Origin of the sequence: Microbacterium sp. GCS4, from assembly GCF_001262495.1 — a bacterium.
GTDB lineage: Bacteria > Actinomycetota > Actinomycetes > Actinomycetales > Microbacteriaceae > Microbacterium.
The window spans coordinates 416,941-434,642 of record NZ_LGYE01000003.1 but is presented as its reverse complement, the minus strand read 5'-3'; the positions used below and the strand labels follow the sequence as shown (position 1 = coordinate 434,642).

Genomic DNA, 17,702 nt, shown 5'->3' with positions numbered 1-17,702 from the left:
TGCTCCCCGGTCGGCTCGGCTCAGGCATCCTCGTCCTCCGCGGACGCCTGGGGCCGATCGAGCTCCGCGAGGTCGTCGCGGGTGACGAGGCGCGTCGCGATGGTGTACTCGACGAGTCGCGCGCGGCGGTTCGTCGCGAACGAGCGCTGACCGCCGCGCATGCCGGGCACACCGATGCGGTCGAGCTTGTCGCACACGTTGTCGAGCTTGCGGTTGAAGCGGGTGACGGTCCAACCCAGCCGTGCCGCCGCCTTCGCCGAGGTGGGGATCTCACTCATGCCGGTGCCGTCGCGCAGCAGCTGCGGCTCGGCGAGAGCGAGGATCAGCAGGCGCTGGCTCGCGGTGAGAGGCACGTCGCCGATCGTGGAGTCCCCGCTCGTCGTCTCCCGCTGCGTGTCGCGGAACGCGGGCTGAGTCGAGTGCACGACGAACTCGTACGTCGTGGGACCCGCGCTGAACACGACCGTCGTCGCCTCGAACACGAGCGGCAGCCGCGCACCGGGCGAGAGCCACGCCTGGACGCCGCCGGAGCTGTCGGTCACCGAGGCCGTCAGGCGCGAGCCGATGTTCGACAGCCACCACAGCCCGTCGACATCGGAGATCTCGAGGAAGTTGCGGTGCAGGAACAGGTTGTCGTCGATCGCCAGGTCGCCCTCGCGCCCGAGCGAGAACCGACTGCCCGGAGCGATCGTGAAGTACTCGCCGGCGAACTCGACCGTCACCGTCCCGACATCCGTCGTGTCCGTCACTGCACGCACCCCCGCACCGGTTCGGACGCTCGTCCGTCTTTTCGTCGCAGCGCCACGTCGACGCAGACCTGACCGGCCGGCGCGCCCGTGATCGTCGCCGTCGTCTCGGTCGTGGTCGACGCCGCGCCGGAGCCGTCGAGCTCGATCGGCATCCAGATGAAGCTGTCGCCCTCGAGCGGGTCGGTGTTCGTCCACGTGAACGTCACCTGGACGCCCGTGCGCGTTCCGACGAGATCGGACACCTGCGGCACGACGTCGGACACCACGTCCTTGGGGTCGACCTCCTCCTCGGTCGCGACCGGATCGGGGGTCGGCGCGTTCGCGACGAGCAGGTTGAGGCCGATGATGCCGCCGACCACCACGACGACTCCGGCGGCGATCAGGCCGATCCACAGGCCCGTGCGGCTGCGCGGCGTCGCGGGCTCCGCCTCGGATGCTCCGGGCGCACCCGGAGGCGGCGTCTGCGCCGGCGCGAGGTGCGGGGCGGATGCGGCGGCGCCGGGTGTCGTGCCCGACGGTGCGCTCGGCGTCGTGCCCACGGGTGCGCTCGCCTGGGGCGAGACGACGACCGGGCCGCGGGCGATCGTGCGGTCGTCGTCGTCGACGGGAGCAGGCGCGGGCGCGCGCAGCTGGGTGGCCTCGTCGACGGGCTCGGGGCTGTCGAAACGCGGCACGTCGGGCGCGGCGAAGGCCGGGCCCTTGGGCTGCGTCGCCGCCGAGGGGCGGGTGAACGCGGCGACGTCGGGGTCGATGCTGACGATCTCGCGGACCCGGGTCAGACCGTCGCCGTCGTCGTCGAGGTCCTCCGCCGGGGGGTGGTCGTCGACGATGTCGATCGGCGTGACCGAATGCGAGAGCTCGATCTGCACCTTCTGCAGCGCCCGGGCGAACGCGACAGCGCTCGGGAACCGGTCATCCGGGTTCTTGGCCATCGCGCGCTCGAGGAGGCGCTGCAGGCTCTCCGGAGAGTCGGGGCGCGCGAGCTGAGGCAGCGCCGCGCGCTCGATCCGCTCGATCAGGTCGGCGCTCGAGTTTCGCTCCCCCGCGCGTTCGAACGGCGAACGACCGGCGAGCAGCGTGTAGAGGGTGGCGCCCAGCGCCCACACGTCGGTGCGAGGACCGCTCTGCGGCGGGTCGCCGAACGACTCGGGCGGTGACCACGGGATCGACATCCCGGATGCCTCGCCCGTGGCGCCCGTGGTCGAGGCGATGCCGAAGTCGGTGAGCGCCGGCCTGTTGTACTCGGTGACGAGGATGTTCGCGGGCTTGATGTCGCGGTGCAGCACACCCGCACGATGCGCGGTCTCGACCGCACCCGCGACCTGCACGCCGACGCGCAGGGCCTCGGCGACCGAGAACGACTCCTTGCGCGCGCGCACCTGCAGGTTCGGCCGCGGGCAGTACTCCATCACGAGGTAGGGGCGGCCGTCGCCGGCCACGCCGGCCTGGTAGATCGTGACGATCGCCGGATGCGTCGACAGCATGGCCATGACGTTCGCCTCGTCGGCGAACTCCTGCGCCGCGCTGCTCGCGAGGCGGTCGGCGAGCAGCACCTTGACGGCCACACGCCGGCGGGGCATCTGCTGCTCGTACAGGAAGACGTCGGCGAAGCCGCCCGTGCCCAGGGGCTCGAGGTACGTGAACCCGGGCAGGTCGGGCGGCGGCGAGGGGCGACGACTCACGGCAGATCCTCGAAGGCGACGGTCACGCCGTCGCCGAGGTCGACCACGTCACCCGACACGACCACCGTCTGCTCGCCGGGGTGCAGTCGCACGGGGTCGGCGCCCGAACGAAGCAGTGTCGAGCCGTTCGTGGTGTGCAGGTCGATCACGACGACCGTGTCGCCCTCGGGACGCACCTCGAGATGGCTGCGCGAGATGTCCTGCTGCGGGCTCTCGACCGCGATGAGGTGCGGCAGGCTCGCACCGCTGGCGCGGGTGGAGCGCGGACGGCGGCCGATGATGACCGTGCGATCGAGGGTCACGACCTGACCGGTCGACACCCGGATGCGGCCGGTGCCGCCCACGACGGGCAGCGCGATGGTCGGGGCCTCGGGCGAGACCGGGGCGTCGCGGCGCAGCGCCCGCGCCTCTGCGGAGGAGATCGTGGCGCCGTCGTGGTCTCCCGCGAGGGCGGGGTCGACCACGGCCTCCTCGGGGGCGTCGGCGGCGGGACGGTGGATCGTCTGCCCGAACAGCAGGTCGAACTCGTCGACATCCTCGGTCGACGCGACGTCCTCGGGCATGAGGGTGTCGGTGAGATCCGGCTCGGGCTCGGGCTCGGGCTCGGGCTCGGGCTCGGGCTCGGGCTCGGGCTCGGGCTCGGGCTCGGGCAGGATCGTGTCCTCCGGCGCGGCGTAGGTCTCGGCGGGAGGATCGGATTCGGCGGGTGTCTCGGAATCGGCGGCTGTCTCGGCGGGGGCGTCGGCCGGGTGGCCGATCGGCGCTGCCGGGACCACGGCGGGAGCCACGGCCGCGGCTCCGGCCAGAGCGCCGAGGCTCACGCCGCCCAGGCCCGCCGCGGAGACATCGTCGTCCGGGGCGGATGCCGACGGAGCGGATGCGGGCGGAGCGGATGCGGGCGGAGCGGACACGGATGCCGACGTGACGGCGCCCTCCACGCGGGCCTCGGCGGACGCGCCCGTCGTGTCCACGGTGAGCGACGACACCCGCACGACGCCGCCGAGCAGCGGGAGTCCCGGATCGGCGGCGCCCCCGGCATCCTCGGCCGTGATCTCCACGGAGGTCGCCCCGCGCACGAGACGCTCGCTCCACGTCGACACCTCGGCGCCGCTCACGCGCGTGCGCCCCTCGCTCGTCTCGACGACGACCTCGGGCAGACCGCGCACGGCGACCCGGACGACGTCGGCCTCGACCACGACGGCCGCGAAGTCCGGCAGCGCCGAGAGGGAGCCGCCCGACCGCGAGGTGAGGAGGTCGACGAGGCGACCGAGGTCGCGGATGCCGTCCACGCCGTCCCAGGCGTCGGCGATGAGCGCGGGGTGGGTCGTGCCAGGGAGTACGAGCAGGGCCCCCTCGCGCACGAGGGCGTTCCAGGTACCAGGGCGATAGTTCACACGCATCAGCGCACTCCTCCTGCGGCTTCGCGCGGACGCGTGTCCGCGATGTCCGGTTCGTCGGTTTCGACGAGCGTGCCGGGGCGCGAGGCGACCGTGACGGCATCCACCACCACGACCGTCACGTTGTCGCGTCCCCCCGCGTGGACGGCGCTCGAGACGAGGATGTCGGCGGCGCGCTGCGGGTCGTCCTCGACCAGGAGGATCTCGCGGATCGCCCCGTCGCCGAGCTCGGAGGTCAGGCCGTCCGAGCACACGAGCAGGCGGTCGCCGCGTTCGGCGGGGAACAGCCAGTAGTCGACCTCGCCGTCGCTCCCGGCCCCGATCGCCCGCGTGATGACGTTGCGGCGGCGGTCGGTCTGGGCGTCCTCGGGCCGCAGCTCTCCGGCCTCGATCAGCTCCTGCACGACCGAATGGTCGACGCTGACCTGTTCGAGGTCGCCGTCCTCGAGGCGGTAGACGCGGGAGTCGCCGATGTTGAGCACGAGCCAGTAGCCCATGCCGTCGACGTTCGCGATCACGACACCGCTGAGCGTCGTCCCCGCGCGGCCGTTGCTGCTCGTCGACAGCGCCTCGACCTCGGCGCGCGCGACCGAGACCGCATCGCGCACGTCGTCGAGGGCGAGCGCCTCGCGGCCCACGTGCCGTGCGAACTCGGCGATCACAGCCGCGCTCGCGCGCTCCCCCGCCTCATGGCCGCCCATGCCGTCAGCGACGAGGAACACGGGGGCGGTGGCGAGGAAGGCGTCCTCGTTGAGGGTGCGTCGCAGACCGGTGTGCGTCGCCGCACCCGTCGAGACGGCGAGGGGGACGGTCATGCGTAGCCCCCGATCGTCACGATGCGGTCGCCGATCTCGAGCGCGTCGCCGAGGCGCACGGGCACGCGCTGTCCGGCCGGGCAGGCGATGCGCTGACCGTCGCGCACGAGGGTGATGCCGTTGGTCGAGAAGCGGTCGAGCACCCAGCCGCCCGAGGTGGAGGCCGCGGCCTCGAAGTGCGTCTTCGACAGCGACAGCGTCTCATCGCGGACCGGCACGATGATCGCGCCGTCCTCCGGGCCGGGGTTACGACCGAAGACCGTGCGACGAGACACGGTCACGCGCGTCCCGTCGTCCCAGGTGAAGACCAGGCGATGCCCGGGGATGCTGATGCGCGTCTCCTCGAGGTCGTCGTCGAGACCTGCGGACGCCGGCGCCTCGGGGGACGACCCGGGAGCAGCGGGCGCGGGCGCGGTGGGCGCGGCCGGGGCTGGCGCAGCGGCCTCCGCCGGAGGGGCGAACGCAGGAGCGGGGGGCGCGGCCGAGAACGCCGGTGCCGCGGGATGCGCGGGAGCGGGCGGTGGGGTCTCCACGGCGGCGGGTCGCGGGGGCGGGGCGTCGAGGGTGATGCCCGGCACGTACGCGATCACGCCGCCGTCGTCCACCGGCGACGGAGGCGTGGTCGTGATCGGGACCTCAGGAACGGAACGGTCCGTCGACTGCTCGCCGGACGAGGGCATGGCGGGCGCGGAAGGTACGGCGGGCGCGGACGGGACGGGCGCTGCCGGGGCCGGGGGCACGGGCGGAGCGGCGAACGCCGGTGCGGCGGGAACGGGCGGCATCTGCGGAGCAGCAGCGGGAGCCTCCGGGCGGGCGAACGGCGATGCGGGTGCGCCCGCCGGAGGCGCCGGCACCGCGTACCCCTGCGGGACCGGATACCCGCTCGGCGACTGGGGAGCCGGATCGCTCTGCGCACCGGGAGCTCCGGGTGCACCGGGAGCTCCGGGCGGAACCGACCCTGGCGCCGCGAGTCCTGGCACAGGCGGAGCCGTCGGCACGGGGGGCACCATCGGCGCCGAGGCAGGAGCGGATGCGGCGGAGCCCGGTGCCGCGGCATCCGTCCGCACGTCGTACATCAGCGACTTCGCGAGCTTGTCATGCCAGCCCTGGAAGCGTCCTGAGCCGTCGAACAGGGGCGTGAAGTAGCCGACGACGATGCCGGCCGTGAGACCGAAGATCACGTTGCGCAGCAGTGTCCGGCCGAAGCCGAGCGGTGCGCCGTCCTCGCCGACCAGGCGCAGACCCTGCGCACGCATGCCGATCGAGCCGCGCCCCGACTGCATGACCGTGTAGAACACGAACCAGCCGAGCGCCAGCAGCCCGACGATCGGCAGACCGACCCCGAGGATGGCGAGACTCCCGAGGGCCGCATCCGGGGTCGTCGCGGAGGACGCGGATGCCGTGAAGGCGACGAACACGACGATGCTCGGCACGATGGCGATGCCGCCGGCGATCAGCGCATCGATCAGGTACGCGATCGCGCGCCGCGGGATCGGCGCGATCCGGCCGGACTGTGGCTGCGTCATGGTGTCTCGCTCTCGGGTGAGGTGGACGTCGTCGGACGGGGGCTGCTCTCGATCGTGCCAGGTTCGCGGCGCACGCGCGCGGCCGCGGCCTCGCGGAGGTTCTGCAGGCCGACCGAGAACGCGGATCCGCCGAGCAGGGAGCGGAGGTTCAGTCGCGCCTTCAGCCGCTTCCAGAAACCTGCGTCCTTGCCGAGTCCGCCGACGATCGCGTCGACCTCTGTCCAGAACGCCTCGACGTCCTCCGGCGTCGGTTCGGAGGGCCCGAACACCTTGGCATCCGCGCGCTGCGCCAGGGCCGTGACCTGCGGCACCGTGAGCGTGGCGGCCACCGAAGCGGCCTCCTCAGCCCTGGTGCCGCCCGGAGGGATGTGCGCGCCGTAGTCGACGGCGCGATCGGCGAGCTCGTCCCAGCCGCCGCTGATGCGGTCGGCGGTGCGGGTGGCGTTGCGCCGGGTGCGGCGCCGGGCCGCCTTCCACGCTCCGATCAGGATGAACGGCGAGGCCAGCAGGGCGAGCACCCCGAGCGAGATCCCGCCGATCGCGAGGATGATGCCGATGATGCCGAGGATGTTGAGGGTCTCGTCGTCGCCCTTGCGGTCGTCGGGCAGCGTCGGAGGCAGATCGACCGGCTCCTGCGGCGGGGGCGGGGGCTGCAGGACCTGCGGCTTCGGGTCGACCTTGGGCTTGGTGTTCTGATCGTTCGGGACCTTGTCCTCGGGCGGTGTCGGGTTGAACGTCAGCCACCCGAGCCCCTCGAAGTTCACCTCGACCCAGGCATGGATGTTGTCGCCCGTGGCGGTGAACACCGCGTCGCCCGCCTGCTCCTCGTCGGGGTAGAAGCCCATCACGACGCGAGCGGGGATGCCGACCTCGCGGGCGAGCAGAGCCATGGCGACCGCGTACTGCTCGTCGTCGCCGATCATCTGGTCGCCGCCGATGAGGGTCGAGATCCGCTCGGAGGTGTGGCCGGCGCGCGAGAGCACCTCGCCCTCGAGGCCGTGGCTGAAGAAGCCGCCCTCCGCGAGGAAGCTCTCCAGCGCCCGCACCTGCTCGATCGGCGACTCCGCACCCGCGACGGTCTCGGAGGCCAGCGCCGTGAGCTCCTCGGGCACGTTGCTCTGCTTCGGGAGGGGAACGGTGCCGAAGGGCGCGTCGGCGATCTGGTCGTCGTCGAGCTCGCCCGGGATCACCGTGTCGACGGTGTAGGAGTCCCCCGCCGTGAGCTTCGAGGTCACCACGGCCGTCCCCGTCTCGGCGTTGTAGTACGCGGAGCGGCGCAGGTCCTCCGCACGGTCCCCCGTGAAGTCGATCTCCGACACCTGACCGGCATCCGGCACCCAGACCCCGCGGTACTCCTCGATCTGCACCTGCAGGGTGACGGGGATGCCCTCGGCCTCCGGCGACATGTTGGCGCGGATCGGCGCGAAGGCGCTCGACGAGCCGGCGCCGCCGTCGGTGACGTTGTAGACCATGCCGTCGTACTGGTCCATGACCGCGATCCGCATCCGCGCGTCCTTCGGCAGCCCGCTCACGGTGAAGAGCGTGTCGCCGGCCTCGTCGCGCACGTTCTTGCGGAACGCCTGGAGCGGACTCGGGTAGTCGCGGATGTTGAACGGCGGGATGATCACGTCGCGGAAGACGTGTCGGGGCTGAGCGGGGGCCGCGACCGCGCTCGTCGCGATACCCGCGCCGCCGGCGACGGCGAGCACGGCCACGCCTGCCAGCAGCCTGCGCAGCCGCATGTGCCCGGCCCGCGACGGATCGACCTCGCCGACCGACACCGCCGCGTTCTGCGGAGCCCACAGCTGCCGCAGCGCGAGCCAGGCGACGGCGACGACCGCGAACGCAAGACCCTGCGCGACCGGGACAGCGGGCTCGGGGGTGCCGAGCGCGATCACGAGCATCAGCATGGATCCGGCGGGCAGCAGCGCCCATCCGACGTGCGGCAGTCGGAGCGCGAGCGAGGCCGTGAGCACCGTGATGACCAGCGTGAGCAGGAAGGGCACCAGGAAGTGACCGTCCGCTCCGGCCACGGGCGCCACAGTCGTGAGCAGCTGCTTCCACGCGGTAACGGTGCCGACGGCGAGCTTCTCGAACGTCTCGAGTGTGGGGATCACGCCGAGGATGGTCGTGTGCGCCAGCGCGAGAGCGCCGCCGAACACGAAGTACACCGCGACCGTGAGGCCGGCGACGACGAGGATCCCCCAGCGACGCCACGTCGACACCGCGGCGATCGCGAGACCGAGCAGCATCGCGCCGAGGGCGGCGGGCAGATACGAGCCGCCGGCGAACGTGGGCCAGAACCCGACGACGGCGACCGCGACGAGCAGCGCGGAAGCGCCGAGATCCAGGATCCAGCGACGTACAGGAATCCCGGCGAAGTCGGTCGAGAGAGCGGTCATGCGAGCACCTTCTGCAGCGCGAGGGGGACCTGATCGAGTGCGCCGATGGTCACGACATCCGCATCGCCGATCCGGCGCAGCGCGGGCGAGGCGACCGTCGTGTCGGCGACGACCGCGAGGGCCTTGGCGCCGAACGGCAGACGCGAGCACGCGAGGCGGAGGTCGTCGGTGCTGACCTTGGAGCCGCACACCAGGACGACGACGCTCGCGAGGGGCATGGTGCGGGCGAGCACGCCGGCGAGGTGGTCGATGCCGCCGTCGCGGGGCTTGGACTGCTCGACGCCGGACAGCGAGTCGAGGAGCCTCTTGCCGGTACCCGCGGGGAGCTCTCTGCCCTGCACGCGCACGTCGACCCGCTGGGAGTCGCGGATCGCCCGCAGACCGATCGATCCGGCCGCGGAGATCGCGAGCTCGAAGTCCTCGTCGCTCGCGTAGTCCCCGGACGAACGGGACAGCCCGATCACGAAGTGCGACCGGCGGGTCTCCTCGTACTGGCGCATCATCATGGTGCCGGTGCGGGCGGTGGATCGCCAGTGCACGTGGCGCAGGTCGTCTCCGGGCTGGTATTCGAGGAGCGCATGGAACGACACGTCGTCGCGCGACAGGTCGGCCGCGGGGAGTCCTTCCAGATCGCGCAGATAGCCGAGCGACTGGCCGTCGAACAGCACGGTCTTCGGGTGCACGAACAGATCGACGGGGTCGTCTCGGCGATGCGCGCGCTCGAACAGCCCGAGCGGGTCTCCGCGGACGACGCTGACGGGGCCGACCTTCACGACGCCCCGCTTCTGGGTGGGGATGGCGAACAGCTCCTCCGCCTCCTCTCCCGGCGCGAGACGCTGGATGCCGAACTCGCCGCGCCCCGCGCCGACGGGCAGCACGATCCGCGACGGCAGGATCGCCCTGGTGCCGTGGTTCGCGAGGGTGAGGGCGCCGACCGCGCGCTCGCCGACGACGACACGCGTGCGGGCCAGGTCGAGCGAGACGTCGTACGCGGTGCGGCCGATCAGGAACAGCGCGCACAGCGCCACGGTGATCGCGATCACGACCGCGGCGACCGTGAACTCCGCCCAGCCCGCGACCTGACCGACGATCCAGAACACGACCGCGAGGCCCATGAGCACCCACGCGAGCGGACGGATCGCGGCGGCGATCAGTCGGAGGCGCACCAGGATGCGCGCGCCGATGACCGCCGCGATGTCACGCCATCCGGCATCGCGGTCGATCGGCGCGTTCGCGATCTGGTGGACCTCCGCGGTCATCAGGCCGCCGCTCGGGCCTGCGGTGCGGCGACCGCGTCGAGCACGCGCACGAGGACCGTCTCGGCGGACGTGCCGGCGAACTCCGCCTCGGCGTCGAGCAGCAGACGGTGCTGCCAGACGGGACGCACGAGCGCCTTGATGTCGTCGGGGAGCACGAAGTGGCGTCCCTGCGCGGCCGCCCACACCTTCGCCATGCGGATCATCGCGATCGCGCCTCGCACCGAGACGCCCAGGCGGATCGCCCAGTCGTCGCGGGTCGCGGCGGCGAGCTCGGCCACGTAGCGCAGCACCGCGGGCTCGACGTGCACGGAGGCGCCGAGGTCGGCCATGTCGGCGACCGCGCTCGTCGTGATGATCGCCGCGAGACCAGCGGAGGGGTTGCGGTCGGAGGCGCCGGAGAGGATGCTCTCGGTGACGTCGAGGTCGGGGTAGCCGATCGACGTCTTGATGAGGAAGCGGTCGAGCTGCGCCTCGGGCAGCTTGTAGGTACCGGCCTGCTCGATCGGGTTCTGCGTCGCGATCACGAGGAACGGCCGACCGGTCTCGTGCGCGACACCGTCGACCGTCACGCGCGACTCCTCCATGACCTCGAGCAGCGCGGACTGCGTCTTCGGCGAGGCGCGGTTGATCTCGTCGGCGAGCACGATGGACGCGAAGATCGGGCCCTTGTGGAACTCGAACTTGTGCGACTGCTGGTCGTAGATCGTGACGCCCGTGACGTCGGACGGCAGCAGATCCGGCGTGAACTGGATGCGCGTGCTGGTGCCCTGCACGGTGGCGGCCAGTGCCTTCGCGAGGCTGGTCTTGCCCGTGCCGGGGGCGTCCTCGAGGAGCACGTGCCCTTCGGCGAGCATCGACGACAGCACCAGGCTGACGATCTCGCGCTTGCCCTGCACGGCCTTGTCGACGTTGTCGACGAGGCGCTGGAAGGTGCCCTGGAACCAGGCGGCCTGTTCGGGGGTCATGGTCATGAGTGTGTCGGTTCCTCGTTCTGTGAAGGGATCGTGGGCGTCGCGCCGTCGGGTCGCACTAGTACCAGCTGATGGCGTCGGCGTAGCGGTTGAGCTCGACGATGTAGACGCGCATGGAGCGGCCAGGGTTTCCGTAGAAGCAGCCCAGCTGCACCGTGCCGTTCTCGGGCACGTACCGCGCCGAGTTGCCGAACTGCCCACCGTCGTCGCAGCGCAGGGTGTAATTGCCGGGGCTGCGGAAGTTCTGCACCGTGAGGGTGACGTAGGCGCAGGACGAGTGCGTGCACTCGCCGGGCCAGTTGCCGGACGCGCCCTTGCCGGTCTTCAGCACCTCGGCGGGGCGCGGGTTGGTCTTGGCGGAGTCCGACGCCTCGGGTGAGGTGCCGCCCTCGCTGGCGGTCGCGCGCACCGTGATGCTGTGCGTCTCGTCGTAGCCGTTCCCGACCGTCTGGGAGCCGCTCGCGCCCACGGTCTGCCAGCCGCCGCCGTCGATCCTGATCTGCACCGTCTCGATGGGGCGTCCGTTGCCGGAGTTGCGTGCATCCCAACTCAGCTTCACCGACATCCCGGCGTTCTCCGCCTTCGCGACCGGCGCCTTCGGCTGCCCGAACGGCACGACCTGGGCGACGTTCGAGGCGGCACCCGCGTAGGTGCTGCCGTCGACCGTGGAGACGGCGCGCACCTGCAGGTTGTACGTGGTGCCGTTCGAGAGCCCGCCTATCGAGTTGCCGTTGAGCGCCTGCCAGCTGCCACCGCCGTTGAAGGTGTACTGGTACGAGATCTCCGACGACTTGGCGCCGTTCGCGGAGCCGGGGGTGTACGAGATGTTCGTGATCGACCGGTCGGCGGCCTGACCGCGCAGGCCGGTCGGAGCGCCAGGAGCGTTCACGCCGCGGCGGGGCGCCGACAGCTCGGACCATTCTCCCCAGCCGGCCTTGTTCTGCGCGCGGATGCGATAGGTGTACGGCGTCTCCGAGGTCGGCACCTTGACGGCCTGCGACGTCGCCCCGGCACTCGGCGTGAGGGTGTTGACGACCGTGCCGCCGTTGCGCACCTCGAGCTGGTAGCTGGCGATCGCGTCGCCGTTGGAGTTCGGCGCGCTCCAGTTGACCTGCATCTGCGCCTCGTTGCCGACGGAGGCGAGTTGAGTCGTGGTCGGAGCCGCGGGCTTGAGCGGCGGCCCCGCGGGCACCTCCGATGCCGACCAGTTGCTCCAGCTCGACGGATCCGGCGCCTTGTTGTGAGCCTGGACGCGCACCTGGTAGTTGCCGCCGTTCTCCAGGCCCTCCCAGGTGAGGGAGTTGCCGGAGACCTGCTTCTGAGACACTCCGGACGGCGGTGCCGGGGAGATCTCCAGCGTGTAGCTCTCCACCGGGGATCCCGGCGTCGACGGAGTCGTCCAACTCACGGCCAGCGACTTGTCGCCGAACTTCAGCGTCGGCGGGTTCGGTGTGTCGGGACGGGCGTCCGGACGCGCGACGGCGGAGGTGCCGGAGGGCTTGCTCTCGCCGACGCGGTTGGTCGCCGTCACCTGGAACGTGTACTCCACGTTGTTGGTGAGGCCGTCGAGCGTGCACGTGGTCGATCGGCACTCCTTGGTGTACGAACCGCCGCTCACCGCCTTGACGGTGTACTTCGTGATCTCGGCACCGTTGTTCGACGGGGCTCCGTACGACACCACGACCGTGCGGTCCTGCACGCTCGTGACGGTCGGCGCACCCGGCGCCTCCGGCACTCCCTGCACCGTGACGATGACCTGGCCGTTGACCTCGCGGTCGGGATCCTTCGTCGCATCCTGGATGCGGTAGCGCACCACCAGCGTGCCGACGAACGTCGCCGCAGGGGTGACCGTGAGCTGGTCGCCCTTCTGCGTCACCGAACCCATGCCCGCCTCGACCACGGCCGACACGACCTTGAGCGGAGTCTCGGGGAACGGGTTGAAATCGTTCGCGAGCACGTCGACCGTGACCGGCTTGCCCTGGTCGGCTTCGGAGACCGTGTCGGTGTTGGCGGCCGGCATCGCACGCGTGGAGGCGGCGACGAGCACCGTCACGGTTCCCTCGACCGGCTCGGTCTCGCCGTCGGTCACCTCGACCTTGAGCGTCAGGGCGGTGCCCTTCTTGGCCTCGGAGGAGGCCTCGACCATCAGGTTCGAGCCGTCGATCCTGGCCTTGACGCCCTTGCCGTCGCCACCCGTGAACTTGTAGGTGTGCTTGCCTTCGTCCTCGGGGTCCGGGTCGGTGGTGAGCGCCGCGAGGTCGAGCGCCGTCGCGTCCTCGCCGGGCGCGACCTCCATCTGGCCGTTCACGAAGACCGGCTGCTGGTTCTCGGGCGGCAGCACGTCGATCGGGATCGTCAGCGTGGCGATGCGTCCCTCGGGGTCGTCCGGACCGGAGCCGTCGGTCACCTCGAACGTGAGCGCGTCCTTGCCGAAGTAGCCGGCGGCGGACGTGTAGACGAGCGTCGTCTCGTCCTGCACGAGGTCGCTGCCGTCGGCGTGCACCGCCGAGACCTTGGCGTGCTCGGTGATGCGGGCGGTGCCGCCTCCCGCGACCGTGACGTACTCCGACAGCGGGAGCTTCTTCGTCTCGCCGCTCACGACCTCCACGGGCTTCGTGAGGTCGACCGTCGGCCGCAGTCCGGACTCGGCCGGGACGAAGATGAACGCCGAGGCCTCCAGCCCGTCGCGGTCGGTGAGCGTGTAGCGGATGAGCTGCTGCTCCTCCTGCACCGTGACGCGCACCGAGCCGTTGTCGAGCTGCGTCGCTCCCTCGCCGAGCGTCACGGTGAGAGCATCCGTCGTGCCATCGGGATCCTCGTCGTTCTTGAGGATCGGGATCTCCGCGGTCAGCGTCCCGTCCTTGAGGTCCTCGGGGCGCACCCGGTCGTCGCGGGCGATCGGCGCCTGCAGGGGCACATCCTCGTCGACCGTGATCTGGAGCACGGCCGAGGCGGTGGCGCCGCGGGAGTCGCGAATCGTGTACTGCAGCGAGGTCTCCAGTGCGCGGTCCGGCGCCTGGACGAGCACCCGGTCGCCGGAGACGCGGGCTGAGAGGCCGTCGATCTCCGGCACCTCGAGACCGCCGTTCTTCTCGCTGACCAGCGTGATCTCGTCACCCTCGGGGTCGGAGTCGTTCGCGAGCACCGGGACGGCGATCTCGCGTCCGGGACGCACCACGACCGCATCCTTCACGGCGTACGGCGCCTGGTTGATGTCCTCCGCCGGCGCGATGCCGACGCGGATCGTGGCGAGGCCCTCCTTGCCGAGCCGGTCGCGCACGCGGTACTTGAACGTGTCGACGCCGGTGGAGCCGTCGAAGGCCTCGTAGGTGAAGTAGTTCGAGCCGTTCTCGTTGATGCGGCCCTTGGCCGGGTTCGACGCGATGCCGATCAGCTCCACCGAGTCGCCGTCGGCGTCGATGCCGTCGAGCGGCACGGCGATGTTGACCTCGGTGCCGGCGAGGGCACGGGCCACGATGTCCTGTGGCCGGGGCGCCGCGTTGGTCTCGGCGTCGATCGGCATGATCTGGATCGTGACGTAGCCGGCGGCCTTCTGCTCGCGCGAATCGACGGCCTCGTAGGTGAGGTAGACGGTCTTCGCCTCGTCGCCGGCCTTGAACCGCACGGCGTCCTGCGAGACGAAGGCCTCGCCGTCCTCAGGATCCGGGACCTCGACGAGCTCGGGGACGACGTGCATGACGTCGTCGTTCGGATGCGTGTCGTTGTCGAGCACGGGGATCGTCACGACGTCGCCGGCGCGGACGTAGGCGGTGTCCGGGTTCGCCACGGGCTGCAGGATCTGGTCGGGCGCGGGGATCGGGATCACGACGACCTCGCCCTCGGCCGACTTCGAGCCGTTGGAGATGCGGTACTTGACGCGCACCTGATCCTTGAGCGATCCCTGATCGGTGATGCGCAGCGTCTCGTGGTTGATCACCGAGACCGAGATGCCGGAACTCGGCTCGAGCGAGACGGATTGCACCACGAGGATGCCGCCGGCGGGGTCCATGTCGTTCGCGAGCACTCCGACGAGCACGTCTCCACCCGAGGGCAGCAGGGCGACGTCGCGCACGGCGACGGGCGGCAGGTCGGTCTCGTTCGCGTCGAGCACATCGACGCGCACGAGTCCCTGTGCGTTCTTCGGGCCGGCGGTCGCGAGGTACTGCACGTAGTAGGTGCCGGGCGCCTGCGCGGAGAAGGTGAAGGTCTTGTTCGAGTAGTCCGGGAGGATGGTCGCGCCGGGTGTCTCATCGACGCGTCCGAGGCGCAGTGGCTCACGGCCCGAACTCGTGTCGTTCACGAGCGGCGCGACCGCGACCTGCTCGCCCACCCTGGTCACGACATGGTCGGCGTTCGTCTTGGGGTCGGTCGACCCCTCGGGGCGCACGTCGAGCGAGATCGTGCCCACGTAGGTCTCGCCGAAGCCGTCGGCGATCGTGACGCTGATGTCCTTGCGCCCCTGCAGGCTGGCGGTCGCCTTGTAGGTGATCTGACCGTCGGTGCTGAAGTCGACCTCGTCGCCGGGCGCGGGCTCGACGCCCTTCAGGTAGATGTCGTCGCCCTCAGGGTCGATGAAGTCCGGGAGGATGTTGTAGGAGATCGTGCCGCCGGATTCGACGGTCAGGCTCGTCTTGCGCTTGGGCGTGGGGGCTGAGTTCTGGTCCCAGTCGAACACCGTGAGCGTGACGTTCGCGGTGTCCTTGCCGCCGCGGCCGTCATCGGCCTCGTAGATGAAGGTCGTGGAGCCGCTGGCCTTCTCGTCGACCGCGATCTGCAGCGATCCGCCGTTCTGCACGGGCTGCACCGTGCCGATCGAGGGCTGCGCCTCGGCGATCGTCGCGACCAGCACGTCGCCGTCGGGGTCGTTGTCGTTGTCGAGCACCGGCAGGAGGGTCGTCGCGCCGGGACGCACGCCGAAGTCGTCGTCCTCGGCGATCGGCGGGGGGTTCTCCTCCTTGCGGTCGGGAAGGGTCGTCTCGACGGTCTCCTCGGTGGTGTCCTCTTCGTCCTGCGTCTCGCCCTCGGGCGGGGTGAGGTCGTTCCAGTTGTCGACGCGCTGCAGCGATTCGTTCGCCATCCATGCCGCGCCGCCGACGGCGTCGTTGAGGATGATCACGTCGCGGTTCACGCGGAACGTGAGGCTCTTCGACTGCTCGGCACCCTCGATCCTCTCGTCGACGTCGTTGGAGTCCCCGGGGCATTCGCGCAGGAACCGCGCGGATCCGGCCCAGGCCGCATAGGTGCAGCCGCGCAGCGACACGGGGGCGGCGGGGGTGCCGGTGCCGCCGACGTCGGTGATCGTGGGCTCGGCGCCGTCGAGCGGCACGGATACGAGCGCGGACTTGGTGGCGAGCGCGACGGCCGAGGTCTGAGCGGATGCGGGCTGAAGCACGGCGTCCGCGGCATCCGCGACCTCGGTCCGGAACCCGCCGGGGGTTGTGACGATCCCCGCCGCGGGGTCGAGGACGACCGGTGTGCGGCCGACCGCGGTGATGACGGGAACGGATTCCTCGTCGATGTCGCCCACGGATGCCGCGGAGGGGTCGAGCGGTTCGCCCTCGTTGTCGACCGGGACGGTGACGACCTCGCCGCGCTCGGCGGAGACGCCGAAGACGGTGCCGTCCTCGGCCACCGCGACATCGGCGTTCGCGCCGAGCTCGACGGCAGGCTCGGCTGCTTCGATCTTGAACGAGGCGATGCCCGACACCGGGACGACCCAGACCTTGCCGGTCTTCTTGTCGAGGATCGCGGTGGTGCGGTTGCCGAGCACGACCTTGGCCGAGGAGGGGATGCGGGCCGAGTCGCCGAGAGCGACGCGGGCGGGGTCGACGGCCGTGACGGTCGAGGCGCTCTCGTCGACCACGAGGATGTTCGTCTCGTCCTGGAGGATGTCGTAGTTCTCACCCGCCGTGCGCAGACCGCCGTCGAGCACGGTCGACTCGTGGTTGAAGTGGCCGACGAGGAGGCTCGAGGTCTTGGTGATCCAGACGCCGCCGTCGTTGAGGTCGACCTTGGTGGTCGGGAACCCCTGGTAGTTGATCGCCATCGTGGTGAGGGCGATCACGCCCACCGTCACGCCGGCCACCGACGCCAGTGTCTTCGGCCGCGCTCGCATCCACGACAACGCCTTCATGCCCGGTTCCCCCCAGGGTCTCGCTGATCAAGACTCTCCGACCGTGCGCCCGGCGGCGCACGATACACCCGAACATCCTAACCTTCCGGAATACCGCGCACGATGGGGAGAACTGCCCAGGGGATGCTCAGGGCTGATTCAGCCGAGTTCGGTGGCGCGCCAGCATCCCTCGATGTGGTCGTCGACCATGCCGGCGGACTGCATCAGCGCGTACATCGTGGTGGCCCCGACGAAGCGGAATCCGCGGCGGCGGAGCTCCTTGCTCATCGCCGTCGACTCCGCGGTCACGGCGGGCACGTCGGCGAACTCGATGGGGCGGCGCCTGGTCCGTGGCGGCGCGAAAGACCACATGAGCTCGTCGAGCTCGCCGTCGGCCATGCCGCGGACGATGCCGGCGTTGCCGATCGTGGCGAGGATCTTGGCGCGGTTGCGGATGATCCCCGCATCCGCCATGAGCCGCTCGACGTCGCCCTCGTCGAAGTCGGCGACCTTCTCGGGTTCGAACCCGGCGAACACCTCGCGGAAGCGCGGGCGCTTGCGCAGGATCGTGATCCACGAGAGCCCCGCCTGGAATCCCTCGAGCGCCATCTTCTCGAACAGCGCCCGGTCGCCGTGCAACGGCGTGCCCCATTCCTCGTCGTGATAGCGGCGGTACTCGGGGTCGTCGCCGACCCACGCGCAGCGCGCGCGACCGTCGGGTCCGGTGAGGAGAGAGGGCATGCTCCGACGCTACCGCTCGGCACCGACATCGCACTCGCTGGCACCTCA

General features: G+C 71.1%; 10 protein-coding genes. All 10 read right to left on the bottom strand.

Features of this window, described 5'->3' with window-relative positions:
* Nucleotides 1–20: 20 nt before the first annotated feature.
* Nucleotides 21–758 carry a hypothetical protein gene (locus AKH00_RS13765; RefSeq protein ID WP_082297629.1) on the bottom strand — a complete coding sequence of 246 codons (738 nt, stop codon included), beginning with the start codon at nt 756–758 and terminating at the stop codon, nt 21–23.
* Complete coding sequence (locus AKH00_RS13760) at nt 746–2,431, bottom strand: serine/threonine-protein kinase (protein WP_050723311.1); 1,686 nt, start codon at nt 2,429–2,431, stop codon at nt 746–748. The genes AKH00_RS13765 and AKH00_RS13760 overlap by 13 nt, the downstream gene beginning before the upstream one ends.
* Nucleotides 2,428–3,831, bottom strand: a complete 1,404-nt coding sequence (locus AKH00_RS18415) for an FHA domain-containing protein (RefSeq protein WP_050723310.1) — start codon at nt 3,829–3,831, stop codon at nt 2,428–2,430. Before AKH00_RS18415 ends, AKH00_RS13760 begins: the two co-directional genes overlap by 4 nt.
* Nucleotides 3,831–4,643, bottom strand: coding sequence for a PP2C family protein-serine/threonine phosphatase (locus tag AKH00_RS13750; RefSeq protein WP_050723309.1), 813 nt, complete (start codon nt 4,641–4,643; stop codon nt 3,831–3,833). The genes AKH00_RS18415 and AKH00_RS13750 overlap by 1 nt, the downstream gene beginning before the upstream one ends.
* Nucleotides 4,640–6,169 (bottom strand): RDD family protein, encoded by a 1,530-nt coding sequence (locus tag AKH00_RS18410; RefSeq protein WP_050723308.1) that lies wholly within the window; start codon nt 6,167–6,169, stop codon nt 4,640–4,642. Before AKH00_RS18410 ends, AKH00_RS13750 begins: the two co-directional genes overlap by 4 nt.
* Nucleotides 6,166–8,571 carry a transglutaminase family protein gene (locus tag AKH00_RS13740; RefSeq protein ID WP_050723307.1) on the bottom strand — a complete coding sequence of 802 codons (2,406 nt, stop codon included), beginning with the start codon at nt 8,569–8,571 and terminating at the stop codon, nt 6,166–6,168. The genes AKH00_RS18410 and AKH00_RS13740 overlap by 4 nt, the downstream gene beginning before the upstream one ends.
* A complete protein-coding gene (locus AKH00_RS13735) occupies nt 8,568–9,830 on the bottom strand; it encodes a DUF58 domain-containing protein (protein ID WP_050723306.1) in 1,263 nt (420 codons plus the stop codon). Before AKH00_RS13735 ends, AKH00_RS13740 begins: the two co-directional genes overlap by 4 nt.
* Nucleotides 9,830–10,801 (bottom strand): AAA family ATPase, encoded by a 972-nt coding sequence (locus AKH00_RS13730; RefSeq protein ID WP_050723305.1) that lies wholly within the window; start codon nt 10,799–10,801, stop codon nt 9,830–9,832. The genes AKH00_RS13735 and AKH00_RS13730 overlap by 1 nt, the downstream gene beginning before the upstream one ends.
* 58 nt (nt 10,802–10,859) lie before the next feature.
* A complete protein-coding gene (locus AKH00_RS13725; RefSeq protein WP_235556781.1) occupies nt 10,860–16,886 on the bottom strand; it encodes an Ig-like domain-containing protein in 6,027 nt (2,008 codons plus the stop codon).
* 186 nt (nt 16,887–17,072) lie between these two features.
* Nucleotides 17,073–17,654, bottom strand: a complete 582-nt coding sequence (locus AKH00_RS13720) for a DNA-3-methyladenine glycosylase I (RefSeq protein ID WP_050723303.1) — start codon at nt 17,652–17,654, stop codon at nt 17,073–17,075.
* Nucleotides 17,655–17,702 lie beyond the last annotated feature (48 nt).